The sequence below is a fragment of the Bartonella sp. CL435QHHD genome, from assembly GCF_042195095.1.
Taxonomy (GTDB): domain Bacteria; phylum Pseudomonadota; class Alphaproteobacteria; order Rhizobiales; family Rhizobiaceae; genus Bartonella.
The window spans coordinates 1-25,589 of sequence record NZ_JBHINS010000007.1 but is presented as its reverse complement, the minus strand read 5'-3'; the positions used below and the strand labels follow the sequence as shown (position 1 = coordinate 25,589).

Below are 25,589 nucleotides of genomic sequence, written 5' to 3'. Positions count from 1 at the left end.
TTTTAAAATGGTACAAAAAATAGTCCTAAAAATGAATCCTTTAATTTGATGTAACTTATTGATAATATTTCATAAAAAAACTGTATAAAAGACATAAATGTCCACTATATATCAATATGAATAGCGCGAAATCTTTGGAGGTCATTTAATTTGATATCTTACCTTATCCTAAAGTTGTTATCAAAAAAGTGAGGAATGCGCCAAAGAGGTTTTCTAAAAATATTGAAAGGAAACAGCCATGAAAAAAAGTCACCCACAACCAGCCCCCCAGAACCCACAACCCCAGAGCCAAGACCCCCTCTATGCCAAGGTTAATAAACCACCCAAAGAACAGCGCAACCCACAACACTATACACTTCAACAACCACCAGAAACGGTCTTTGCTCCCAAAAAGCCACTTGACCAACAAAACCTAGGATCTCCTAATGTAGAAGACCTCTACGCAAAGGTTAATAAACCACCCAAAGAACAGCGAAACCACCAACAATACACACTTCAACAACCACCAGAAACGGTCTTTGCTCCCAAAAAGCCACTTGACCAACAAAACCTAGGATCTCCTAATGTAGAAGACCTCTACGCAAAGGTTAATAAACCACCCAAAGAACAGCGAAACCACCAACAATACACACTTCAACAACCACCAGAAACGGTCTTTGCTCCCAAAAAGCCACTTGACCAACAAAACCTAGGATCTCCTAATGTAGAAGACCTCTACGCAAAGGTTAATAAACCACCCAAAGAACCGCGAAACCACCAACAATACACCCTTCAACAACCACCAGAAACGGTCTTTGCTCCCAAAAAGCCACTTGACCAACAAAACCTAGGATCTCCTAATGTAGAAGACCTCTACGCAAAGGTTAATAAACCACCCAAAGAACAGCGCAACCAACAACAATACACACTTCAACAACCAGCAGAAACGATCTATGCTCCCCAACAGCCACTAGGAAATCCCTATGACAGACTTGGTGGAAGACCAAGTGATGGGCGGCGTGCCCAAAAGCTCACAGATCCCTATGCCGTCGTTAATCTGGCAACGGGTGAGACAGAATCCGAACAGCTAATAAATCCCCTCTACGATACATCGAGGAGAAGCACTCAGGATTTGCAACGTTCCTCAAAATCAGAAGAACATCTCTATGCAGAGCTTAACTTTGATGAACGTGGTGAGCCCTCTCCCCAAAGACCACTCGAATCTGTCTATACAACGGTTGGCATGGGGGCTGAAGGCGGGCAAGAGTCTGAACAACTAGAAAATCCTATCTACCAAGGTGTTGGCAGAGGAGCAACACCCCCTCCCAGAACCCAAAAAGATGTGATTACAACAAAGCTTTTAAAAAACGTAGACTTTCAATATGGTATAAGAGAAACGCAAGAGTGGTGCAGAGTTGTTTATGGTAACGAACATGCTTTGAATAACCACCTTGCTAAAATTCTTGACAACCCTCAAAGTGCAGAGCAAATCTTATGGGAGCTTGCCGAACATCCTGAAGGTCCTGGCAAGCTTGCGGGGAGCAAAATACTTGGTGTAAAGTCTCCAAGCCGCAGAGAAGCTGAAGATGGTTTTTCTCCCCTTTGCTCAGCTCTTGAGAGGCATATACATACGGCACAAAAGCTCCATAAACAGTTTACACGGGAGCATGAAAGAGAAAGAGGTCAAAGACAAGAAAGTCCAGAAAGAGAAGCAGAACACAGACACCACCACCACCATCATCATCGTCATGCAAGAGGACAAGAACAAAATAGTCCAGAGCACAGCCCACAAAGACAAAGACATGGAGAAAAAGGAATGGCTTTTGCCATGTAAGTGGACATAAACGTAAAAACAGATAGTTTTTGTTTTTCATTTAATCTTTTTTTCATAGAATCTCTTGGCGCAAATCATTTCATAGCGATTGCGCCAAGAGTTGTTTTAGAATGTTACAAAAAATAGTTCTAAAAGTGGATCCTGTAATTTATTGTAACTTATTGATAAAATTTCATAAAAAAACTGTATAAAAGACATAAATGTTCATTACATATCAATATTGAATAGCGCAGAATCTTTGGCGGTCATTCGGTTGGATATCTTCCTTTATATAAAAGTTATCAAAACTAAAAGTGGGGAATGCACCAAAGAGGTTTTCTAAAAATATTGAAAGGAAATATGTATGAAAAAACATCATCCACATCCTTCTGCAAATCCAGAAGCCCTCTATGCACAAGTTAAGAAACCAACCAGAGGAAACCAGCGCGGTCCAACCCCAGAAGAGGAAGTTACATACGCAACTGTTAGCAGTGTTTCTCCTTCAAGAGGGAGACATCATGATCGGGGAAGAGAAAGTTCTGAAACCGATTACACAGAGGTTGCTCCCCCAAAACGCGAAGAAGAAGTTACATACGCAACTGTTAGCAGTATTTCTCCTTCCAAAGGGAGACACCATAATCAAAGGCAACCAGAATCTGAAACCGACTATACAAAGGTTGCTCCACAACAAAGAGGAAGACCTTCATCTTCCCTCACAGCTGATCAAATAAGTGTCATGCTTTTAAAAAGTCCACAAGTTCAAGCATATGCACAAGAGGTCGTGCATTGGGGTACAACTGTTTATAACAGTGACACGCTTTTCCAACAGCACTTGCAAGACATACTTAAAGATCCCACTAAAGGAAAAGAGCTTTCAAATCAACTTGCTGAAAATCCTGAATCTATGCACAGGCTTGCTGGACGCTCCACACTTGGCTTAAAAAATCAAGCACGCAAAGCAGCTGAAGACGGTTTTAAACTGCTCGTTGATGCCATTGATGGTTATACGAAAGCTGTAGAAAATGCAACGGAACAGCTATTGCACACCCCTCTAGCGGAACAAAGACGCCGTCAAGAAAATTCTCAGCAAGTTGAGAGACACCATCATCGTCATCATCATCACACAAGAGGACAAGAACACAATAGTCTAGAGCACAGCCCTCAACGACAAAGACATGGAGAAAAAGGATTTTCTTATGCCATGTAAGGAGGCATAGACGTAAAAACAGATAGTTTTTGTTTTTCATGTAATTTTTTTTCAGTGAGTTTCTTGGCGCAAATCGTTTCATCGCGATTGCGCCAAGAATTGTTTTAGAATGTTACAAAAGATAGTCCTAAAAATGGCGCCTGTAATTCACGACAACTATTGATAACTTATTGATAATATTTCACAAAAAAACTGTATAAAAGACACAAATGTCCATTAAGCTGATTGCAAATAGCGCAGATCTTTGGAAACTCATTCAGCTCGATATTTCTTTTGTCTCAAAGCGATCCAAGCATAAAAGGCAAGAATGCACCAAAGAGGTTTTCTAAAACAATTTTTGAAAGGAAACATGCATGAAAAAAAACCACCCTCATCCTTTTCCATCCTCTTCAATACAAGAACTTATAAAGCTCTATGAACAAGCAGCGGCAGAGGTCTCAGGCGCAGCCCCCCTTCCTAAAGAAACGCCTTCAAAAAGCAAAAGACTGTCATCCATACCGGAAGAAGATGAGGAAAGACAATCTCTTTTAAGCGAAGAAACTGTATATGCATCAACAAATCCAACAGCTTCGTTAACAAGAGGCAGCTCGACCAAAAGACCGCAAAAAACTGAAACGACACACGCAACAATTCCTTCACAAGTTTCCCAAAGGACAACAAGAGTTCTCTCAGAGGAAGAAATCATTCAATTGCTTCCACACCATTCATTGGTTCGAACCTATCAAGAAGAAATCCAACGTTTATCCGCAAGTGCTTATGGCAACCCAAACATTTTGCAAGAAAAAATGCAAGAAATTCAAAGAAATCCAGCTGCAGGAGAAGAGCTCTCATGGCGCATGGCAGCCTATCCTGAAAGTATTGCTAAACTTTCCGGCACCAGCGCGTTGGGCTTTAAAAATCGAGTGCGTAGACAAGCGGAAGAGAGTTATTCCACTCTCAGTGTCACCATTGATTGTTATACAGAAGCTGTAAAACAGGCAAGAGAGAACCTCTTACAATCTCCAGAGCAAGAACTCAAAAACTATGAACGCTTTATGGGGAAGGAAGCCGTCGCTAAACTTCTACAAAAACCAGATCAACGTGAAAAAGCAACGCTTTCAGAAGTAGAAATTTCTACCCAAATTCACCAACATTCAAAAGTCAAAAGACACCATGCCCAAATCCAATATTGGTGCGGTGTTGTTTTTGGCAACAAAAACATTTTGCAATCACAAGTGGAAACACTTTTCCAAAACCCTGAAACAATAGAAGCACTCGCACAGCAACTTGTCGGAAATCCTCAATCTTTTCACAAGTACGCTGGTCGTAACTTTTGTGGCTTTAAAAATCAAGCACGCAGGCATGCTGAAGCTGGTCTTTCTCACCTCATTGACGCCACTGACAATTATGCAACAGCTGTAGCACAAGTAAGAGAGAGCTTTTCAAAAACTCAGCAGACAAAACAAGAACACAATGAAGCATCTTCTGAGAGATCGCAAAACTTGCATCAACAACAAAGCGTCTTACAGTCTGCTCAACGCCCCGAGCCTTCAATAGTAACGCATGAAGAAGCAACAACCTCTACGCAACAAAGAGAAACAGATATTCGTCCTCGCAAAACTACCGCCCCAAAAGCGATGGCTTTTGCCAGCTAAACAGGACATAAGTTTTCACATTAAATCTAACATCTTGGCGCAACACAGAACAGGGGTGTTTGCGCCAAGAAAGCCCCATCTTGTGAAACCATTCAGTTTCATATCTGCTCTCGTAAAGACCGAGTAAAAAAGCATAAAACAGAATAAAAACCAACGTACGTTTTTAAATAGTATTTAAAAACAATATTGGAAGAGTTTGAAAGGAACATGCATGAAAAAAAGAAATCCCTCCCCTTTTATCACCGAAATGATGGAAAAATTTCAACAACCGGCTGAACAATCCCCCACCAGAACCCCTCCTTCCCAAGTTTCTCAAAATTTGCCAAAACCAACTGTAGAAAAACGCCCAGAAAATTTATCCCCCCACCCAAAGGTTGCGCCACCGCCCCCCCCCCGCATGAGAGCAAACACTCAAACCAGCACAATGCCCTCCAGCGCTAAAATCCCCAGCACCAAAACCCAAGAGATACCTCCTCTACAAACAAAAGTAGCTCCGCCCAAACCCCCACGCACAAAAGAAAATCTACAACCCAGCTCACAAATCCAAGAACGCTCCTCTCCGCACACAAAAACGCCTCCACAAAGACCACCACGTGCAAAAGATAGAGAACAAAACAAAACAACAGCTCAAGAGAGAGAACTCCTCTATGCAACGCCTACTTCGCAAACACCCCCACGCATGAGGGAAAAAGCACAAACCGGCACAAAAATCCCCAGCTCACAAATCCAAGAAAACTCCTCTCCGCACACAAAAGCAGCTCCACAAAGACCACCACGTGCAAAAGATAGAGAACAAAACAAAACAACGGTTCAAGAGAGAGAACACCTCTATGCAACGCCTACTTCGCAAACATCGCCACGCATGAGAGACAGAGTGCAAAACGGTACAAAAATCCAAAATCCTGAAACATACGACCCAAGTGTTAGACCCAAAACACCATCACATATGAAAGTCAGACAGCAAAGCAGTTCATCATCACAAGACAGTGGAACATATGCCGTCCCTCCTTCAAGAAAACCGCACCGTATGGGAAACAGAAAACAAAGCGATACTATCGTCCCAAAACCTGCCTCTCCACACACAGCAATTGAACAACCAAAACCGTCTCACGGACAAAAATCATCTATTAATACAATGGAAAGAGAGCTGTTACTCGTAGCATATCAAGAAGAAATACGATTTTTGTGCGAAAAGGTTTATGGCAACAGGCTTATTTTAGAAGAAAGAATAGAAGCAATCAAAGAAAACCCCAATATGGGAGAACAGCTCTTATGGGATATTACAGAACAGCCTAAGTCTATTTCTAAGCTTGCTGGTAGAAAAGTTCTCGGCATAAAAAATAACGCGCGCAAACAAGCTGAAGAAACTCTTCCTACCCTATGTGCTGCTATTAACGGTTATATGTATACTTCAAAATATACAAAAAGTGAAAATATTTCACAAGGTTTTCACACGGAACAACAACATCAGCGACAAGCACAAGAGAAAGAGCCAATAAATCAACATTTACAAAATTCGCTCAATTCAGAAAAGAAAATAAAGCCTCTCTCAAATCAGGAAATTGCCCGCAGAGTTCAACAAGATCCATCGGTTCAATATGGTCAAAGAGAGATCCAATATTGGTGCCAAATTGTTTATGATGATCCATTTATTTTACAATATAGAATGGAAGATATGCACAAAATTCCAGAGATGGGAGAAGAGCTTGTATTTCAAATTAAAAAGGATTCTACATCTTTTGCTCCACTTGCTGGTAGAAAAACCCTTGGCATAAAAAACGGAGCACGCAAAGCCGCTGAAGAAAATATCCCTACCCTTTGTACCGCCATTAAGGACTATGCTGATACAATAAAACAGTTAAGAGAAACCATTGTGCAAAACCATCAGGCAGAACAACAAAAACGTTATCAACCACCTACCGATCTCGATAAAAAATTACAAAAGCAGCAAAGCTTATCGCAGCCCCTGAAGCTGCCTGAACGCTCAACAGCAAAGCGGCATAAAGAGGTTACAGAAACTTCTAGACAAGAAGACCAGCCGCAAGTTCGACCGCGCAGAGCCGAAACATCAAAAGCAATGGCTTTGTCGTGATAAATCTCACAATTGTTGGCTTTTTATCCAAAACTTTGGTGCAATTATCTTGCCAAGATTGCATCAAAGACGGTGTGTGAAATACAGAAAACTTTGAATAAGACACCCCATTATTTTACAGAATTCATTGATAAAATTTCACGATAATACTTCAAAATTATAAACTTTAACTTTGTTCCATGCGAATAAGGTCAATTTTTTCAATCATTCAAATAGGCATTCTTCTTTGAAGAAAACGCTATGAAAATAACATAAGGCAAAAAATGTAAACAAAGAAGATTTCAAAAAATAATGTTACCATTTGAAAGGAAATATGCATGAAAGAAAACACAGAACATTGTGCCTCCTCTACACAGGAAGAATTGCAAGAACAACACTCTGTAATTAATGCAGCCATTTCAAAGCAAATCAATGAAGAAGCGCAAAATTTTTTCTACCCCAATAGCAAAGTGCTTAAAAATAAATACCGCATCAAAGATAAAGAAATATTAAAAGAATGCTGTTCTAATGATGTAAAAAAAGAAATGATAAAACTGCATCAAGAACCTCTACCAGAGCAGTTTAATGCCTCTTATCTAAAATACCTTCATCAACGCCTCTTTTCCCGTGCATTTGAATGGGCCGGACAAACACGCGAAGAGCCTTTTACATTTGAAGATGGTACTGTTGCTTCTATGCCCATTTTGAAAAGAAAAGAATTTACAAAACCTTTTGCGATTGGCAGAAAAATACAGAAGGGACTAGAAAAGTTAGATAAAACGCTTTCTGAAAAGAATAATTTACAAGGCTTAACGCGCGAAGAATTCGTTGAACAAGCCGCTGGAATAATGATAGATTTGCACCACTTGCATCCTTTCAGAGAGGGCAATAGGCGCACAAAGAGACTGTTTGTTGAAAAACTCGCTCAAGCAGCAGGACATGAGCTAGACTTTTCTCTTGTGAGCAAAAAACGTAAAGACTTTGTCCGCGCCGCTGCCATGGAACATGGCGATCCAGAGCCTATGAAGCATCTGCTTGAGGATATCTCAAATCCAGAAAAATTGCTCATTTTACAAGAATTTACCAACTCTATGAGAGAGCTTGGATTGGATGAAAAAAATTATTATCTCACTGTCGTCGCAAAAGAAGGAGAAACCTATCATGGTACCTACAGAGGCAGTGGACCCAATGGCTTCATGCTTGATGCCAACGGGACTTTCATCTTAGGAAATAAAAAAGATCTCACCCCAGAGCAAATACAGACATTAAAAATCGGTGACGCCCTCTCCTTTACAGCGCCCAAAACTCAAAACCCAGAAAAAAACATTGCTTCCAGAAAAAAAAGAGCCGTTCTCACAAACGATGAAATAACTGAAAAGAGCAAAGACAACGCATCCATTCAAACAAAGAAAAAAGAAAAAGCCCATTTTTCACCATGGAGTGCCCCTCATGCTTTACATGACAGCATTGAAGTTATGCCCGAAAATTTGCAAGAACAAATGACCAAACCAATTGCTCAATCTGCTTCCTCTATGAGGCAAATGCAAAAAGATTTCCAAAAAAACATTTTACAGACCAGCAATACAGCGACAAATAATCCAATATCTGTCCAAATGACAAAGGAAAAACGCTCTGATCATCAAGAAAGAATGAAACAGCCCCCAAAAAAAGCAATGGCATACTGGGACACTGGTACAAAAAAAACGGACACCGTCCCTCTCACCTTACAGGAGAAATTATCCTCATCGCCTCAAACTGAAGAAAATAAGACAATGTACCGTAATTTCTTTTGCCCTAATAGTATCACCTTAAAAAATAAATATGGAATAAACGACTATAAAAAATTAAAAGTGCAATGTGCCCATGATACAACAAAAGCAATCATTCATCTACGCCAAGAAGCGCCACCGCAAAAACTAACTTCCACATATCTCCAATATATTCATCACACCCTATTTAAAAATACTTTTGAATGGGCCGGACAAACACGCGAAAAACCATTTACATTTGAAGATGGTACCGTTGCTTATATGCCAATGATGAAAAAAGCTGGGATTTCTTTTGCCTCAGCAAAACAGATACAAGAGGGACTAGAAAATTTAGATAAAATACTTGCTGAAACGAATAGTTTAAAAGGCTTAACCCGCGAAACATTTATTGAACATGTCACTGAAATGTTGATACAGCTCAACTATACGCATCCCTTCAGAGAAGGTAATGGACGCACACAACGAATGTTTTTTGAAAAACTTGGGCAAGTTGCTGGCCACACACTCGACTTTTCTCTTGTAACAGAAAAACGCATGAATCTTGCCAGCATTGCATCGCTAAAACATAACGATAAGGAAGAGATGAAACATCTGCTTGAAGATATCTCAAATCCAGAAAAAATACTTATTTTAAAAGAATTCATGGACAATATGAAACATATCGGATTTGAGAGTCTTCATAATCATCTTATTATAACAGCAAAAGAAGGTCATACCTATAAAGGCTTCTACAGAGGCAGTGGACCCAATGGCTTCATGCTTGATGCCAACGGGATTTTCATCTTGGGAAATAAAAAAGATCTCACCCCAGAGCAAATACAGACATTAAAAATCGGTGACGCCCTCTCCTTTACAGCACCAAAAATTCAAAACCAGCAAGAAGTGCTTATCCCCGCACAAACAATAGCCCCCCTTACCAGCAATGAAATTGCCACAAGGATAAAAAACAACGCATCCATTCAAGCAAGAAGAAAAGAAATCGAAACTTTGTGCCAAATCATTTATGGCAATCGTCATATTTTGCAGGAAAGAATTGAGGTGATCCATGAAAATCATACTGAAGGAGAACAGCTCACCTATCAAATTACCACCTCTCCCCAATCTATTTCTAAGCTTTCTGGTAGCAATGTATTTGGCATAAAAAACAACGCGCGTGCCCATGCTGAAGCAAATATTTTGCCCCTCTGTAGAGCCATTGATCGTTATATCAATATTTTTAAACAAACAGAAAGAGACATTCTCCATACCCATCATGAAAAACAAAGGCGGTGTGAACAGTCGGTAAAAATTCCTGAGGCTTGGATGAAAAATCTCTTTTCCTTGTCAAAAGCACAACAGCAAGAAACTTTATCAAACTCTCCTGAATTAAGGGGGGAGATAAGGACTTATATCAAAAAAATCAATGAGCGCTTATCCTCAAGCGAGCATGAAGCTATAAAGGAAAATAATCCTGAAAAACTTGCGAAGAGTCTTGGTACATCAACCGTTAAAGCAAAAGAGATTATGGAAATAATCAAGCAGATAAAAGAGATAGAACAGCATATACAACCCATGTATTTTTATAACCATAAATTCGATGAGCGCTTAGCACCAAACCAGTATCAATCTATCCAGCATCAATCTATAAAGAAAAATAATGAAAAAAAATGTTCCAACACTCTCGATAAAGAATCAATTAAAGTGCAAAAAATGACAGAAAACGTCAATCAGAGTCCTAAAAGACAAGAAAATATTCAACCTCACAAAACAGAGCACGCAAAAGCGATGGCAATGAATATCTAAAGGGTCCATAAACTTTAACTTTTTTGCCCTCTCTGGTAAAAATGATAGCCTTTACCCCCCCCTGCCTTCATCGGCAAATCAATCGACCTCAACGAGAATGGAAACCATGAGAGAGCAATTTTATCTTATTTTCTCAGATGTTATCCTCATCAACTGTGAAAAGAAACCTGAACAGGAAAAATAAAAGGATCAATCATTTTTGAAAATGATAATGAATCACTTTCATTACCTGTCGTGCTAAAAACAGACAAAATGCTGTTGAAAGATCACGTCTTCCTATCCTTTTGTTTATGTAATCTCTAAAACGAAAAGGCAGCCAAATTTGGAGAGAACATAAAGCCGTAAAAGTGAAAACCAATCACCAGCTTTACCATCACCTTTTAGCTCAACCTTACGACTTTTTAAAACATCTAAAGCGCTGTTTTTTAAATAATGGAAATTGCACATTGTTTCATGCTTTTATTTTATTTGCGTTCTTTAAATAGGGTCATGCCCCTCACGTAAAACAGTAAGGTATTGGGTTGCATTATTCACGACATCAAAACATAAAGAGAAATTATCATTATATATCCTTATATGTCTCTTAAAACTGTTATGATATTTCTCCCATATTTCAGTTTGAAAAAGAAATTTTAATTATTTTATGGCAACAATAAAAATTTTAATGCAACAGTAAACAAGGAGCATAAAAAAGTCTTCAAGCACCATTGTTGACAGAGAGATAAACACCGTCGTAAAACGCTTTCCAAAAGTATCCTTGATTAGGATAGAGATCAGATTTTTACGATTTAAAACGGTTTATTTCTCCTGTCATCGCTTCTCTTTTACAACAAAGTTGATATATCTTTATGACATTGATTAAAAAAATTGCAACAGTTGCTTCCGGAACCCTTATGAGCCGTATTTTTGGCTTCGTACGCGAAATGCTTATGGCAGCAGCCCTAGGGACAGGTCCTGTTTCTGATGCCTTTAACGCTGCTTTTCGTTTTCCCAACACATTTCGTCGTTTTTTTGCTGAAGGTGCCTTTAACGCTGCTTTCATTCCTCTTTTTGCAAAAAAAATCACTGAAGAAGGTCACGAAACGGCATGCAAATTTGCAGAAGAAGTCTTTGGCGTTCTCTTTTCGCTGCTCTTACTGTTAACGATTGCGATGGAACTGAGTATGCCTTTTTTGGTACGAACCATTATTGCCCCAGGTTTTACCGAAGATGCAACAAAATTTAACGCTACCATTCACTTTACTGCAATCATGTTTCCCTATTTAACCTGCATGTCGCTTGCTGCCATGATGGGGGGCATGCTTAATGCTCTGCGACGCTATTTTATTGCCGCCATTGCCCCACTCTTTTTAAACATTATTCTGATTGGTGTGCTTGCCTATGCTTGGATCTATAAACTTGACGCTTGGCATATCGGCTTAAATCTCTCTTGGGGTGTATTAGCAGCAGGGCTTCTTCAACTCACCTTAATTGCCCTTGCTTTGCGTCAAAGTGGAATGAAAATTTCCTTCCGCCAGCCCCATTTAAGTCCTAATGTTCGCAAGCTATTAACTCTAGCATTCCCAGCAGCCATTACGGGTGGCATCACACAAATCAATTTGCTCATTAATACCAACATTGCTTCTAGTCAATCGGGTGCTGTCTCTTCTTTGATGTATGCTGATCGTCTTTATCAATTGCCTTTAGGCGTAATCGCCATTGCCGTTGCAACCGTTCTTTTACCAGAATTAACACGTGCTTTGCGGAGCAAAAAGCATAAAGAAACCCACCATTTACAAAATCGCTCTATTGAATTAACATTGTTGTTAACACTTCCAGCATCCATTGCTTTTTTGCTGCTCTCCACTCCCATTGTCAGTTTGCTCTTTGAGCGAGGACAATTTACCAGTCAATCAACACACCATGTTGCACAATTACTAGAACTTTATGGATTAGGACTTCCAGCTTTTGTTCTTATTAAGGTCTTTATTCCTAATTTTTTTGCCCATGAAGATACCAAAACACCGATGATTTTTACAGGTATTTGCGTTTTCATCAATATCAGTCTCGCCTTAACATTATTTCCTATTCTATCTGCACGAGGCATTGTTATTGCTGAAATTACCTCTGGATGGGCCAACACACTGTTGCTGTGGAGTGTCCTTATCAAACGCGGTTATTGGAAATACGACTTCCAACTGATAAAGCGAATATTATGTCTCATGATGGCAACTCTTTTGAGTGCACTAGCCCTCTATTACGGATTGAATGTGTTTGGTTTTTTGTCTTTTCCTTTATCCTCACAAGCATCATTTTTCTTGCGCGCGATCACCTTAGCTGGGATCATGATTGGCATATTTTTGATCTATTTTAGTGCCTATTTTTTATTCAACACCCGTTCCTTTTTTCACACGCTTAAAAATTTGAAAAAACGCTCATAATATCTATACTTTGTCAAAAAAAATAAAATGAATAACCTTAATTGAAGAAAGAGCACTCCTATGGATACCTTCACACCACTTGTCTTTTCCGGCGTACAACCGAGTGGTCATTTACATCTTGGCAATTATCTTGGAGCCATTCAGCGTTGGGTTGAACTGCAAAACTCTCATCACTGCCTCTATTGTGTTGTGGATATGCATGCGCTCACAGTCAACCCAGATCCCCTTACTTTACGCGAATCCACCAAAACAGTGACAGCAGCCTTTTTAGCCTCCGGTATTGATCCTCAAAAACACATTATTTTTAACCAATCACGTGTTTTTCAACATGCTGAACTCGCCTGGATTTTTAATTGTGTTGCCCGTATTGGCTGGCTTCAACGCATGACACAATTTAAAGATAAAGCAGGAAAAGATCGCGAAAAAGCATCCCTAGGGCTTTTTGCCTATCCCACTTTGATGGCCGCTGATATTTTAGTCTATCGTGCAACGCATGTTCCAGTAGGCGAAGATCAAAAACAGCATGTTGAACTCACACGCGATATTGCACAAAAATTTAACAACGACTATGCACAGCGTATTGCCGAATTAAATTTTGGTATCTCTATGCAAACAGATGAAGAAAAAAGACAAGGCTTTTTTCCCCTCCCAGAGGCGCTTATTGGAACAACAGCCACACGCGTTATGTCTTTGCGCGATGGGACGAAAAAAATGTCAAAATCAGATCCTTCAGATTTTTCACGCATTAATTTGACCGATGATGCTGATCTTATCGCAAAAAAAATACGCAAAGCCAAAACGGATTCGGCTCCTCTTCCCGATACCCTCACCGCTTTAAAAGAACGACCAGAAGTGGACAACCTGCTTGGTATTTATGCTGCCTTTGCCAAAGTTAGCAAAGAAAAGATTCTTTTAGAATTTTCTGGTCAACAATTTTCGCATTTTAAAACAGCTCTAGCCGACCTTGTTGTCCATAAGCTTGCCCCTATAACAGAAGAATTACGTCGACTTCATCAAGAAAGTGATTATATCGACTCTGTTTTGCATGATGGCGCTAAACGTGCTAGTATGCTCGCAGAAGAAAATATGAAAAAAATTCGTGAAATTATTGGATTTTTGCACGATACATAAAAATAATAAAACTAAAAACTGTAGAGAGCAAAAAAATCGTTTGTACAAAATAGAGAAAGTGCATGATTTCCAAACCCAAAAATCCGAAAAAAGAACCAAAGAAAAAAAACTTAGTCATTATCGATGAAACACCAGAGTGTCGGCGTGCCGTTGCGTTTGCCGCACAACATGCCCAAAACACCAGTAGAACATTGGTATTACTTTGTGTCGTTGATAGTGTAGAATTTCAACATTTTCTGGGTGTAAACAACGTTATGCGCACAGAATCAAAGCAAAGTGCTCATAAAATATTAGGAGACATTGCCAGTGAAGTCCGCACCACCCATGCGCTTGAAACAGAAATAGTGGTGCGTGAAGGAAAAAAAATTGATGAGATTTCCAAACTGATCGACGAAGATAAAAGGATTGCACTAATTGTTTTAGCAGCCAGTGGACATACAGAAGGACCAGGACCCCTTGTTCAATTAATCGGGAATAAAGGAACAGCTTTTTCAATCCCTGTCATTGTTATTCCTAGCAATCTTGCCGATGAAGATATTAGATCTATTGCCTAAAAAATATAATATTCTACAATGTAAGATCTTCCCAATCCTTCATTATAAAAGGAGAATCTATGTTTATTCAAACTGAAACCACCCCAAACCCTGCAACTCTTAAATTCTTGCCAGGACGCGTGGTTCTTTCTGAGGGCGTATTAGAATTTCGTGACCCTGAAGAAGCAGCTAAAAACTCACCTTTGGCGGCTAAACTGTTTAATATTCCCAATATCAATGGTGTTTTTTTAGGCTATGATTTTATCACCGTAAGCAAAAAAGAAGGGGAATGGCAACATCTCAAGCCCGTCATTTTAGGCACAATCATGGAACATTTTCTATCCAATGAGCCAGTGATCACCACCAACGCTACAACACAAGCACAAACCCATGCCCTTAACGAAGAATTTTATGACGAAAAAGATGCTGATATTGTCTTAACCATTAAAGATCTGCTTGAAACGCGTATCCGCCCAGCGGTTGCCAATGATGGTGGAGACATTACTTTTCGCGGATTTGAAAATGGTATTGTTTATCTCAATATGCGGGGCTCCTGCGCTGGATGTCCCTCTTCAACGGCAACTCTCAAACATGGTATTGAAAACCTTTTACGTCATTTTATCCCTGAAGTTTTAGGCGTTGAAGCCATGCCACAATAAATATTGACCTCAATAGATAAAATAACCACACCGATTGCCCCTCTTCAACAGCGCTCAAACATGGAATGTAAAGATCTTACGTCATTTTATTCCTGAAATTTTAGAAGTAAGCTATGCAGCCATAAAGATAGAGTACTGTTAAAAAAATCTGTCCAATAATGATACCTTCACTCACCTTTCACCTCCACATATGCCTTAAAAAGATTTCAAAGCCCCCTTTAAGAAGCATAAGTTATTTCAACAAACCAATCGTACACAGAAGTACAATGCATGGGTGTGCACTTTAAATTTATTTTGTTTTATAATCTTGTCATGCAATTTTAACGAGGAAAACACGACCTCGTTACAAAAAAAGAAAACTCAAAAAAGAAAACATTGTAAGATAGAGTGCTCATTTGCTCTATCTTTCTCAGTGCTTCCAACGACAAATCACGCAAAATACTCCTTGTAGCAAGCCGGCACCATCATCATATCTGCCAGCCCCTAATGATGCGACAGCTCTTTCATTAAGACGATTCATAAGAGTCATTTTAATCCTTTCTTTCCTCATTTTTACCCACACACCAGCCCCGCTTGTGGTGTGCAAGCAAGTGATTTTAATTGATTCAACATGAAACAGATTTGAAATGAGAGAATCCCACGTTATTCGGGGTTCTAATTCAATATGAATAACGCTAATTTACTATTATAAATCAATATGTTGTTTCAGCCACTCGACAAAGATCACATTTTGCAACTTGCAATGAGAACTCTGACATTCTTCTTATTTCAATTCTGTTTTTATTGCATCAATCAAAATCGTCCGCTTACACAGCACAAACTGGATAATAACAAAAACTATTTTTAATAGCTCTTATGTACACTTTTATAAGAGACTGTTGCAGTACTAAGAGCTGGAAAATGCATGGCAATAAGACCTTATCAAGATCATAGCGTCCTTTTTCCATTCTTAAAATCAAGAATTCCCCCCCTATCATTTTCAATCTCATTTCCATAAACATGACGCAAAAATATAACTACCTGTAAAAAATAAATACATTGAAGCCAGATCTATTATGGTTGTTTGAAAAATTATCTGATACAAAAAATGAGAATATTTTTTCAATTCAGCAGGAATAAGTTTGTCTACTTTACGGTATTGTTCTTCTCATAAAGCGCATACTTTTATTGTTGCTTGTGAGTCAACATCCAGTCCCCCATACCGCATATTAAAAGAAAAAGACAGAGTCGCTATTTCTCTGCGATACATGGCTTTGCAATAAAGGAAAACATATTGCTTCTATCTGATTGGTGTAATCTATGAAACAAGAAAAGAAGCCACTGGAGGAAAATATGCCCAATTAGAGAAGAATGTAAAAATAGAAAACCAACGAAATCCAAAAACAATTGCAAGAGGACAAATGCTTAAACTTTTTTCACAAACTCCGACTTTAAACTCATCTGACCAATCCCTGGAATTTTGCAATCAATATTATGATCTCCATCCACCAAGCGAATATTCTTTACCTTAGTACCACCTTTTAAAACAGATGAAGCGCCTTTTACTTTCAGATCTTTTATCACCATAACGGTATCTCCGTTTGTTAAAATCTGACCATTGGCATCATAAACAGTATTGACAAGAATCGTATCATCGTTTTTTTGCGGCCATTCATGTGCGCATTCAGGACACACAAAATTTTCACCATCTTCATAAGTATAAAGACAATCACAACGAGGACATTTGGGATATTGGGTCATAAATTCCCCTTTTAAAAGAAAAATCATTCATTATGACTGGTCATAAAGCAAGAAGTGCTTATTGTCCATTATTTTAGAAAAACATTTCCCTTTGTTTCAATCCTCATCTGCCAACTGTGTTCATGAATGCTATCATCACACACCATACATGAGTTTATAAAAATGATTGATCATTATATAACTTAAATGAGCCCCCGCATATCATAAAATTTACTCACTTCATTCTCTCTAATAAATTAATCAAAATCATTTTCTTACACATCAGCAATACAATTAACGAATGAATAAAAAACAATTAGAAAAGGAACATCTCTGAATAAAAACGCTTCCAAAGAGCTAAAAACTGAGAAACAAGAAAATGATAGCCTCAACTTGACCTTTTATTTAAGTAAAGCATTCATAATGTTAGAGAACAAACTAATTTATGATCATAGTTAATGGTTTTGTATATTGAATGAGAGCCGATAAATAAGCTGAGATTCTCTCAACCCCTTTTACATTGAAACAACCAAAGCCTTTTGTTTGCATGTTACAAGTAGGAAAATCCGTGTAAAACGATTATCCAAAATACTAAACACTCTCAAATATAAGAGCCAACATTGAAAGCGGGCAAAGTGAATGATGGTGCCGTCTTACTCTCTCATAAGCGTAAAAATGATGCTGCTCAATGGATGGCCGGTTATCCCTTTCAAAGCAACACGCATAAGATGCGTTTTTAGCGTCTTGAGAGAGAAGCTTCTTTAAAACAAACATATGAAATGTGCAACAATGATCGTATTTTGTTTTGTATGAGAAACATTCCCCTATTAAACAAAAATTTCTATCAAGCCATTGAGCAAACCCATTGGACATAAATGCTCCGATTATGCTCGATTATAATTTCCTACAGCATTTAGTTTTAAGAATCCGGCAGTTTTAGGAATCCGATTGATATGTAAGAGAGGAAAAAACAATTCTCGCCTAAAAATAGAGTTAAGCTCTGGCTTATGGCACATAAAATCACGCCCCTAAAATCACATCCATGTGATCAATCATCATACCTTTACAAAAAAACATTCCAATGATCTTAGGTGATAATATCAGGACGATCTCGCCCCAATGCTTGTTGTATGTTTAACAGTTTTAGTGCCACCTGTTGCAAAGGTTGGAGAACTTCTTGCGGATTAAAATTGTGTTTGCGCGGATCACTTTCATACTGTTCCAAATAAAGTCGTAAAGTAGCACCTAGCGTCCCTGTTCCCGACAAACGAACCACCAACCGTGCTCCATTCTCGAAAAAAATACGTATACCTTGCCGCGTGCTAACGCTCTGATCAACAGGATCATGATATGTAAAATCATCTGCTTTTTTGACGAAAAATCCAGCAATTTCAGTTCCTGCATGTGGTAAGTGCGCACGCAAATACTCTAGTAATGCCAAAGCTTTATCTGCTTCGACTTCTTCATAATCATGCCGTAACGTGTAAAAACGCCCATAGGTGGACCAATGCTGTTGAACAATCTGTGCGACAGTTTTTTCTGTTACCGCTAAAAGATTTAACCAAAATAGGACAGCCCATAAACCATCTTTTTCGCGGATGTGATGAGAGCCCGTTCCAAAGCTTTCTTCACCACAAAAGGTTACTTTCCCCGCATCCAAAAGGGTTCCAAAAAACTTCCATCCCGTTGGCGTTTCAAAAAAGTTTAATCCGTGTTTTTCCGCAACTAAATCAGCAGCACGCCCCGTTGGCATAGAACGCGCTATCCCTACAACACCTTTTCGATATCCTTTAATAAGGTGTGCATGTTCAGCCATAATAGCCAAAGAATCCGAAGGCGAGACAAATTGTTGACGACCAATAATGAGGTTACGATCTCCATCACCATCAGAGGCTGCGCCAAGATCTGGTCCTTGCTCTGACATCAATAAATCATAAAGAGCCTTGGCATAAACCAAATTGGGATCTGGATGACCGCCTCCAAAATCTGGCAAAGGAATACCATTAACCACTGTCCCTTCAGAAAATCCTAAGCATTTTTCAAAAATTTCATGAGCATAAGGCCCTGTTACCGCATGCATGGCATCAAACCGTAAAGTAAGACCTCGAGCAACGGCCTTAGCAATACAGTCAAAATCAAAAAGCTCTTGCATCAAAGCAACATAATCAGCGACAGGATCGATAATATCAATCCGCATGGCTCCCATAAAGACCGTACCTTGCCTATCTAAATCAATATCTGGTGCTTCAAGAATTTTATAAAAGGAAAGACGTTGCGATGTTGCAAAAATAGCATCACATAAAGAATTAGGAGCCGGTCCACCATTGGAAACATTGTATTTGATACCACAATCTCCCTCTGGACCACCAGGATTATGGCTTGCAGAAAGAATAAGTCCACCATGGGCATGAGTTTTACGAATAAGATGCGAAACAGCAGGTGTAGAAAGAATACCGCCCCTTCCCATTTTAACACAAAAAACACCATGCGCCGCCGCCATCTTCAACACAATCTGAAGAAGAGTACGATTAAAAGTGCGCCCATCCCCCCCAAGAATCAACATTTTTCCTTCAAGAGGCCCAATGTTATCAAAAAGAGACTGTATAAAGTTTTCTACATAATGGGGTTGTTGAAAAACAGACACTTTTTTGCGCAAACCAGACGTTCCCGGTTTTTGCCCCTCAAAAGCCGTGGTTAAAACTGTCTTTATGGTCATATCAATACCTTTATATGATTTCCTATAATTTTAAGGTGAAGAGTATCCAAAGTCGACCATTAATTCTACTTGACGGAAGTGTGAAATATTTGCACACTCGTTAGAAGTAAGAATTTTTAAAGAAGCCCTTTTGTTTAAAACGCTTTTTGCCATATGTTTTTAAATACGAAGGCTGTTTTAAAACAAAATTTTCGTAAAAGAATACAGGAGCATCATGATGATGAAAAAAACAGTTCCCAATGTAACATTCCACACACGCGTACGCGATGAATCAATGGCTGGAGACAATCCTTATCGGTGGCAAGAAGTTAACAGCGATGCTTACTTTAAAGGAAAGCGTGTTATTCTTTTTTCTCTTCCTGGAGCTTTTACCCCTACTTGCTCAACCTTTCAGCTGCCTGATTTTGAAAAACTCTATGATGAATTTAAACAAGCGGGTATTGATGAAATTTATTGCCTTTCCGTCAATGATGCTTTTGTCATGAATGCTTGGGGAAAAGCACAAAATATCAAAAACGTGAAATTAATTCCCGATGGCTCTGGTGAATTCACACGCAAAATGGGTATGCTGGTTGCAAAAGACAATGTTGGTTTCGGCATGCGATCATGGCGCTATGCAGCTGTTATTAATGATGGTGTGATTGAACAATGGTTCGAAGAAGCAGGTTTTTCAGATAATTGTGCAACAGATCCTTATGAAGTTTCTTCACCACAACATGTTTTAGAAGCCTTGAAAAGCTAATTCCCCCAATCGTCTATTTAAACAAAATTTTACGACACAAATTTCCTGAGGAGGAAGATTGTGTCGTTTACTTTTTACAACATCTATTCGTGAAAACAGACACGATAAGTTGATTGTGCGCCTTCTGTGAGAAAATATTACAGCAATAATTTTTTCAATAAATATTTCACGCTTTAACGGCTTTGAAAAAGTTTGAAAAATTGCTGATGAAAAATCTGGACCCGTTGTGGAGCTAAAAAATCAAAGAGTTAAAAGCTGTTGCACGCTATCAAAAAATGGGGATGCAATTGCCAAATGCGCAAATTCATGCAAAACTCTCTCAGAAACATCAAGGACTAACGTATTGATGAAATATGCAAGATCAATGCTAAATTTCTCATACTGAGAAAAACTTTGTATCGAACAATACTTTGATTTATAAAGATAATTTATAATTTTGCATATTGAATGAGAGGAGCCGAATATCATAAGATTGTTTTATTTTATCCCTTCTTATATTGAATCCCTTAAAACTATTTTCTTGCTCATTAGCAAGTGGGATTGGCATATGAATAAACGATTAAAAAGAGTAAAAATACCTCTCGTAAACGCGCCAAAATACAAGAGCTATGAACATCATTACTGCAAAGTTTACAAAAGTATCAAGAAAGAAAATACAGATCAAACATTTGTTTGAAGAGGTGCACAATTCAAATTAACTTATGTCTCATAAAAAGAAGAAAATATGGCATAAAAACTGCTCTGCATAAAGAACCATTCATGGAGAATATTAAATCAAAACAGATCCCGCAAACATTCCAATTCACATACCATAAACAGACTCATTGCTGTTCTCATAGCCATTTATTCTAAGCTTTTATTTTTCTCTAAGAGAAAAACGGTTAAAGGAGTTGTTTATTCGGGTATTCTACCGTAAAGTGTGCTTCTATCTCTTCCTCTTCATCGAACTCAAAATCTTCATCACATTCAGGAAGACCAAAAATATCTGGATTGATGAAATAACAATCTTTTTTTGTCCCCTTCGCTACAATTTTATTCTTTTCTAATTCTTTGATACCTTCTTTAAAACTTTCAAAATTAAGATATTCTGGTTCTTGAATTGAAAGATCGCAAGTCAAAAATTCCTCAAGAATATCATGATCCAATGTTATCTGATCAAACCATAAATCCACATCATCCCCCTCATCTAACATTTTCCCTATCTGCCACAACATCACAAAAAATGCTTTCATACCACTAAATGATAGCCCAAAAATCATACGCCGACATGACGAGGCGCCTGAAAAGGTAATTTGCGGAAGATCTTCAAATCCGAAATTTGAAGGAGGAAGTTTAAATGACTTTCCAATATTCTCAGGTCTTTCAAGAATAAAGGGATTTCGTTCATAGAGCAGAGTAAAATCATATTGGACCATTTTCATTTCTCCATTAAAGAGTTGATTTTATGAAATAATACATATTATCAGTCAGTTACCATTATGGCAGCTTACAATTCATCCAAACATGCTCCTGTAAAAAATTGTTCGATTTAAGTCATTCCATTGTTTTTTGAAGCTTAAAAAGTCTTTTAGGATAAAACGCTCTAGTTCTCCCTCCTTTTGCAATAAGACTAGATTTTGTAATGTCCAAGAAGAGAACATCAAAGGATTTGATGCTCATAGATGAGAATTCAAAGATGAAGCCAATATGAACTTGTCAATATTTTTATAAACTTTTGCAGAAGCGTTACGTAAAACCCTTTAATTTTCTCAGAGTTTTTTCTTCGTTAAAATTTTTTTGCTCATCTTAACGCATTATCATTGCATCCTCAGAAGGGCACATTTTATAGCAAATAGCGCTTATTTACCTCTTTAAAAATCTCTCTTTTATTCCGCACGCACTCCAAAAACTCGATTTTGAACGCGTGCGTCAGCACGTGTAAACGAGCAAAGTACAAATTTAAAAAATTGAGTTTCAAATTTCCAAAATATTTCGAACAATCACTTGTATAAAGACTTTTACCATTATCATTTTTGGGCTGCTAAAATATCCTGTACCGTTTTGACCAATTGATCTTCATCAACCGTCACTTGTGCTGGTCGACTTTCACGCCATGTTTGATTATCCTTAATTTCATGAGATAACCGCGCCCCTTCAATCAAATCTTTGATCTGTATTTTTCCACTCTCACGTTCTTGTGAGCCTTGGATAACCACACAAGGCGCTTGGCGTCGATCTGCATATTTCATCTGCGCTTTTATCCCCGATGCCCCCAAATAGAGCTCAGCACGAATTCCGGCACCACGCAACTGCATCACCATTTTTTGATAACCAGCAACCGCCTCTGGCTCTTTATCCATCATCAGCACAACAACCGGCCCTGTTGACTCTTTCATAGGCAACTTTCCAAGATTTTGCAAAGCAGCGATCAAGCGTGAGACCCCGATTGAAAAACCTGTTGCTGGAATGTTTTCACCACGAAAGCGTGCCACCAATCCATCATAGCGCCCACCACCACCAACGGAGCCAAAAACAACTTTCTGCCCATCATCATTGAAAACATCAAAAAGCAACGTAGCCTCAAAAACAGGACCTGTATAATAATCCAGTCCACGCACCACCGATGGATCAATCTTGATACGATTCTGAATGCCATTTGCGACAAAAATTGCTTGCATTTCCTCAAGCTCACGAATTCCCTCACGCCCTTGAACATGATCACCAACCACTTCTTTAAGAACCTCAAGCGTTTCTTCTGCTGTTTCAGCTCCAGCAACAGTTAAGGTAAGAATACACTCAATCTCTTTATCCTTAAGCTCCGCCCCTTTTGTAAAGTCACCACTTTCATCCAAACGCCCTTTTCCCAAAAGCAAACGCACCCCTTCAGAACCAAATTTATCCAGTTTATCAATTGCTCTTAAGACAGTTAAGCGCTTTTCAGCCTGCTCATTTCCCCCCAAACCAATTTTCTCTAAAACGCAATCGAGAATTTTTCTGTTGTTCAGACGAATGGCATATTCATGATGCTGAAACCCTAGTTTTTCCAAACTATCGGCTGCCATCATGCAAATTTCGGCATCAGCTGCAACCGTTGGTGTTCCAACAATATCCGCATCAAACTGCATAAATTGCCGAAACCGCCCTGGACCTGGTTTTTCATTGCGAAAAACAAAGCCAAGACGATAACTGCGATAAGGCTTTGGCAAAACTTCAAAATTCTCGGCAAAATAACGAGCAAGAGGCGCGGTAAGATCATAGCGCAAAGACATCCATTGCTCATCATCATCTTGTAGCGAAAAAACGCCCGCATTTGGACGATCTGAATCCGGTAAAAACTTACCCAGCACATCTGTATATTCAAAAATTGGAGTTTCTAGTGCTTCAAAACCGTAAAGTTCATAGACTTCACGAATTTGCGCAATCATTGTTTCAGTTGCATACAACTGTGCACTTGTACGATCCACAAAACCACGGGGTAAACGGGCTTTGGTTTTTTCTTGTTTTGATGACATGTTTTTCTCTAACAACAATATATATTCACCGATAACGTGTGTCTATCTTATAGAAACAAACGCTGCAATAACTTTATCAACTGGAAACTGGTAACAATATGCATAAGCTTTTGCTTTTGAAGGATGTAAACCCTTACCCTTAAGGCAATCTACTGAAAATATTTGTACTTTCAATAGGAACATAGCCTCCCGCTCAACATGAAATGCCCGCTTAACATTCAATGAAAAGACATCCGCGCTTTTTGAATGAAACCACAAAGCAACTGTTGATTCTGGATAAATCGGAAACATCCCCCTCAAAAGCCCTCCCTCTCAAAATTCTTCAGATTTATTACAGATGCAAAAATCCTCAAGACATCAGTGTGCTTTGCGCTTGTTCTGCAAAATGATTGATAACATTTTTTAAATCAACAATATTTCGTCCAGCATCTGTAATAGAGCGTGATACAGAGGGAATAACATTCTGCCAAAGTCTTTGTGGAAATTGATTTGCTAATTGTGTCATTGTTCCACCTTGGGCGCCAATACCCGGAACGAGAAACAGACTATTGTTTAACTGCTCGATTGTGTCTTTTGATTCAGATCCTAATGTCGCTCCTATAACCGCACCTATGGGACCAATATTATGATGGAGAACCGGAGACTGAGAATTATAATCACAAATACACTGTGCTAGATGAAGAGAGAGTGTCTGATCACCAATAAGCGCATTTCGTATTTGTTTCCCCTCTGGATTAGAAGACTGAACAACCACAAAAACTCCTGCTCCTGTTTCTTCTGCAACCTTTATCAGAGGAAGAAGAGCATCAAAACCCAAAAAAGGATTAACTGTGATGGCATCAGCTTTGAACGCACTGCTTGGACCCAGCCAAGCTTTACCATAGGCTTCAGCAGTAGAGCCAATATCTCCCCTCTTTACATCCGCCAGAACCAATATGCCTTGTTCGTGTGCATTTTCAATCAGTTCTTTGAGAGCTTGAAGACCTTCCACACCATATAATTCAAAAAATGCGACTTGCGGCTTTATAATCCCCACTTTACCCACAACCGCTGTTAAGAGGATATCACAAAAATCTTTTAGACCTTTATAATCAAAGCTTAGTTTCCACGATTGCAAAACTTTATGGCTCGGATCAAAGCCAATACAAAGAGGTCCATAGATTTCACGATTTTTAAAAAAAGTTGAACGAAACATTTTATATCCTAACAAGGTCTCTCTTTAAACTTTTTGATACAATCAAAAAGAAAACCATTTGTCAAAAGAATACAATAGCGAAAACACAAAGAAAGAGCTCTCTATACAAAATGTGCTTTTATTTATGAAACATAAATATATTCCCATTCGTAACGCTTATCATATGTTTATCGACCAAGACGTTGTCATGAGATAAAAATTCAAATTTATGAAAGAATATAAACAAAAAAGCATCCATATTATTATGACCTCATAAAGCCCTATAGGCGTACCTTGTCGTTTTCACACCCTTTTTTATGATCAACAAAAACTCTCTATGAACACGTTTTAAACAAAAGTTTCAAAAGAAAATGCCCCACCATGATGATCTCGATCTTAACTTTAGATCTTTTCTATTCCTTTTTAGCGGCTCTTTATCCCTTTTGGAACATAATTTGCAAAAAGGCATTGTATCTCCAGCATATTCAAGGAGATAAAACATGGAAACTCGCATTCCTGAAAACACACCATTTGAGACGAATTTTCTAGGAGAAACATCTCTAGAAGAAAAATATTCACTCTTTCACACACCCATTTCATGGTCCGCAATCTTTGCGGGACTGGTGACAGCTCTTGCCACCTCAATCTGCCTCTCTTTTCTGGTCGCAGCTTTAGGCTTAAGCCAAATGGATTTCACTTCTTCAACCCCATTTGAAGGCTCTTTCCTCTCCTTTGGCGTGGGCTCTGTT

17 protein-coding genes and 2 pseudogenes are annotated in these 25,589 nt (G+C 38.7%); 11 read left to right on the top strand and 8 right to left on the bottom strand.

The annotated features are described in order from the left end of the window. The first annotated feature begins 238 nt into the window (after positions 1 to 238). From ACFILH_RS00270 to ACFILH_RS00250, 5 genes are all read left to right on the top strand, one after another. Positions 239 to 1,813: a BID domain-containing T4SS effector gene (locus ACFILH_RS00270; protein WP_375667186.1), complete on the top strand. Its 1,575-nt coding sequence runs from the start codon at positions 239 to 241 to the stop codon at positions 1,811 to 1,813. 343 nt (positions 1,814 to 2,156) lie between these two features. Further along, positions 2,157 to 2,999: a BID domain-containing T4SS effector gene (locus ACFILH_RS00265; protein ID WP_375657844.1), complete on the top strand. Its 843-nt coding sequence runs from the start codon at positions 2,157 to 2,159 to the stop codon at positions 2,997 to 2,999. Between the two features lie 353 nt (positions 3,000 to 3,352). Next, positions 3,353 to 4,633: a BID domain-containing T4SS effector gene (locus tag ACFILH_RS00260; RefSeq protein WP_375667185.1), complete on the top strand. Its 1,281-nt coding sequence runs from the start codon at positions 3,353 to 3,355 to the stop codon at positions 4,631 to 4,633. Positions 4,634 to 4,844: 211 nt separating this feature from the next. After that, positions 4,845 to 6,725 carry a BID domain-containing T4SS effector gene (locus ACFILH_RS00255; protein WP_375657842.1) on the top strand — a complete coding sequence of 627 codons (1,881 nt, stop codon included), beginning with the start codon at positions 4,845 to 4,847 and terminating at the stop codon, positions 6,723 to 6,725. Between the two features lie 317 nt (positions 6,726 to 7,042). Continuing rightward, positions 7,043 to 10,255, top strand: coding sequence for a BID domain-containing T4SS effector (locus ACFILH_RS00250; RefSeq protein ID WP_375667184.1), 3,213 nt, complete (start codon positions 7,043 to 7,045; stop codon positions 10,253 to 10,255). Between the two features lie 288 nt (positions 10,256 to 10,543). Here the strand turns inward: ACFILH_RS00250 and ACFILH_RS00245 are convergent, their stop codons facing one another. Continuing rightward, on the bottom strand, positions 10,544 to 10,702 hold the full coding sequence (locus ACFILH_RS00245; RefSeq protein WP_375631323.1) for a hypothetical protein: 159 nt from the start codon (positions 10,700 to 10,702) through the stop codon (positions 10,544 to 10,546). 401 nt (positions 10,703 to 11,103) lie between these two features. Here ACFILH_RS00245 and murJ point away from each other — a divergent pair, with 401 nt between their 5' ends. The 4 genes from murJ (at position 11,104) to ACFILH_RS00225 (ending at position 14,998) form a co-directional block, all read left to right on the top strand. Beyond that, entirely contained in the window at positions 11,104 to 12,675 is a 1,572-nt protein-coding gene (gene murJ, locus ACFILH_RS00240; RefSeq protein ID WP_273790944.1) for a murein biosynthesis integral membrane protein MurJ, read from the top strand. A 60-nt stretch (positions 12,676 to 12,735) separates the two neighbouring features. Beyond that, positions 12,736 to 13,806, top strand: a complete 1,071-nt coding sequence (trpS, locus tag ACFILH_RS00235) for a tryptophan--tRNA ligase (RefSeq protein ID WP_375631322.1) — start codon at positions 12,736 to 12,738, stop codon at positions 13,804 to 13,806. Positions 13,807 to 13,868: 62 nt separating this feature from the next. Further along, positions 13,869 to 14,360, top strand: coding sequence for a universal stress protein (locus tag ACFILH_RS00230; RefSeq protein ID WP_273790942.1), 492 nt, complete (start codon positions 13,869 to 13,871; stop codon positions 14,358 to 14,360). A gap of 59 nt (positions 14,361 to 14,419) precedes the next feature. Continuing rightward, positions 14,420 to 14,998: a NifU family protein gene (locus ACFILH_RS00225; RefSeq protein ID WP_273790941.1), complete on the top strand. Its 579-nt coding sequence runs from the start codon at positions 14,420 to 14,422 to the stop codon at positions 14,996 to 14,998. Positions 14,999 to 15,446: 448 nt separating this feature from the next. Here ACFILH_RS00225 and ACFILH_RS00220 read toward each other — a convergent pair. From ACFILH_RS00220 to ACFILH_RS00210, 3 genes and pseudogenes are all read right to left on the bottom strand, one after another. Further along, positions 15,447 to 15,527 (bottom strand): annotated as a pseudogene (locus ACFILH_RS00220) (DUF4102 domain-containing protein); the annotation flags it as partial. Positions 15,528 to 16,402: 875 nt separating this feature from the next. Beyond that, positions 16,403 to 16,738, bottom strand: coding sequence for a zinc ribbon domain-containing protein YjdM (locus tag ACFILH_RS00215; RefSeq protein ID WP_375667183.1), 336 nt, complete (start codon positions 16,736 to 16,738; stop codon positions 16,403 to 16,405). A gap of 1,066 nt (positions 16,739 to 17,804) precedes the next feature. Next, positions 17,805 to 19,433 carry an alpha-D-glucose phosphate-specific phosphoglucomutase gene (locus ACFILH_RS00210; protein WP_375667182.1) on the bottom strand — a complete coding sequence of 543 codons (1,629 nt, stop codon included), beginning with the start codon at positions 19,431 to 19,433 and terminating at the stop codon, positions 17,805 to 17,807. A 217-nt stretch (positions 19,434 to 19,650) separates the two neighbouring features. On the opposite strand from ACFILH_RS00210, the gene ACFILH_RS00205 reads away from it, so the two are divergent. Next, positions 19,651 to 20,175 carry a peroxiredoxin gene (locus ACFILH_RS00205; protein WP_375667196.1) on the top strand — a complete coding sequence of 175 codons (525 nt, stop codon included), beginning with the start codon at positions 19,651 to 19,653 and terminating at the stop codon, positions 20,173 to 20,175. Positions 20,176 to 21,056: 881 nt separating this feature from the next. Here the strand turns inward: ACFILH_RS00205 and ACFILH_RS00200 are convergent. From ACFILH_RS00200 to pyrF, 4 genes are all read right to left on the bottom strand, one after another. Then, positions 21,057 to 21,590: a replication protein gene (locus ACFILH_RS00200; protein WP_375637754.1), complete on the bottom strand. Its 534-nt coding sequence runs from the start codon at positions 21,588 to 21,590 to the stop codon at positions 21,057 to 21,059. A gap of 591 nt (positions 21,591 to 22,181) precedes the next feature. Next, entirely contained in the window at positions 22,182 to 23,666 is a 1,485-nt protein-coding gene (hisS, locus tag ACFILH_RS00195) for a histidine--tRNA ligase (protein WP_375637755.1), read from the bottom strand. Between the two features lie 42 nt (positions 23,667 to 23,708). Next, a complete protein-coding gene (locus tag ACFILH_RS00190) occupies positions 23,709 to 23,966 on the bottom strand; it encodes a hypothetical protein (RefSeq protein WP_375667181.1) in 258 nt (85 codons plus the stop codon). Between the two features lie 49 nt (positions 23,967 to 24,015). Further along, a complete protein-coding gene (gene pyrF / locus ACFILH_RS00185) occupies positions 24,016 to 24,861 on the bottom strand; it encodes an orotidine-5'-phosphate decarboxylase (protein WP_375660904.1) in 846 nt (281 codons plus the stop codon). A gap of 479 nt (positions 24,862 to 25,340) precedes the next feature. On the opposite strand from pyrF, the pseudogene ACFILH_RS00180 reads away from it, so the two are divergent. Continuing rightward, positions 25,341 to 25,589: pseudogene (locus ACFILH_RS00180) on the top strand (DUF3792 domain-containing protein); the annotation flags it as partial.

What these genes read in the sequence shown, in the direction of transcription:
- murJ (WP_273790944.1), top strand. Translation starts at nt 11,104, where the DNA reads ATGACATTGATTAAAAAAATTGCAACAGTTGCTTCCGGAACCCTTATG.
- ACFILH_RS00260 (WP_375667185.1), top strand. Translation starts at nt 3,353, where the DNA reads ATGAAAAAAAACCACCCTCATCCTTTTCCATCCTCTTCAATACAAGAA.
- ACFILH_RS00205 (WP_375667196.1), top strand. Translation starts at nt 19,651, where the DNA reads ATGATGAAAAAAACAGTTCCCAATGTAACATTCCACACACGCGTACGC.
- ACFILH_RS00210 (WP_375667182.1), bottom strand. Translation starts at nt 19,433, where the DNA reads ATGACCATAAAGACAGTTTTAACCACGGCTTTTGAGGGGCAAAAACCG.
- ACFILH_RS00250 (WP_375667184.1), top strand. Translation starts at nt 7,043, where the DNA reads ATGAAAGAAAACACAGAACATTGTGCCTCCTCTACACAGGAAGAATTG.
- hisS (WP_375637755.1), bottom strand. Translation starts at nt 23,666, where the DNA reads ATGTCATCAAAACAAGAAAAAACCAAAGCCCGTTTACCCCGTGGTTTT.
- ACFILH_RS00230 (WP_273790942.1), top strand. Translation starts at nt 13,869, where the DNA reads ATGATTTCCAAACCCAAAAATCCGAAAAAAGAACCAAAGAAAAAAAAC.
- ACFILH_RS00270 (WP_375667186.1), top strand. Translation starts at nt 239, where the DNA reads ATGAAAAAAAGTCACCCACAACCAGCCCCCCAGAACCCACAACCCCAG.
- ACFILH_RS00255 (WP_375657842.1), top strand. Translation starts at nt 4,845, where the DNA reads ATGAAAAAAAGAAATCCCTCCCCTTTTATCACCGAAATGATGGAAAAA.
- ACFILH_RS00200 (WP_375637754.1), bottom strand. Translation starts at nt 21,590, where the DNA reads ATGGTCCAATATGATTTTACTCTGCTCTATGAACGAAATCCCTTTATT.
- ACFILH_RS00245 (WP_375631323.1), bottom strand. Translation starts at nt 10,702, where the DNA reads ATGTGCAATTTCCATTATTTAAAAAACAGCGCTTTAGATGTTTTAAAA.
- pyrF (WP_375660904.1), bottom strand. Translation starts at nt 24,861, where the DNA reads ATGTTTCGTTCAACTTTTTTTAAAAATCGTGAAATCTATGGACCTCTT.
- ACFILH_RS00225 (WP_273790941.1), top strand. Translation starts at nt 14,420, where the DNA reads ATGTTTATTCAAACTGAAACCACCCCAAACCCTGCAACTCTTAAATTC.
- ACFILH_RS00265 (WP_375657844.1), top strand. Translation starts at nt 2,157, where the DNA reads ATGAAAAAACATCATCCACATCCTTCTGCAAATCCAGAAGCCCTCTAT.
- ACFILH_RS00215 (WP_375667183.1), bottom strand. Translation starts at nt 16,738, where the DNA reads ATGACCCAATATCCCAAATGTCCTCGTTGTGATTGTCTTTATACTTAT.
- trpS (WP_375631322.1), top strand. Translation starts at nt 12,736, where the DNA reads ATGGATACCTTCACACCACTTGTCTTTTCCGGCGTACAACCGAGTGGT.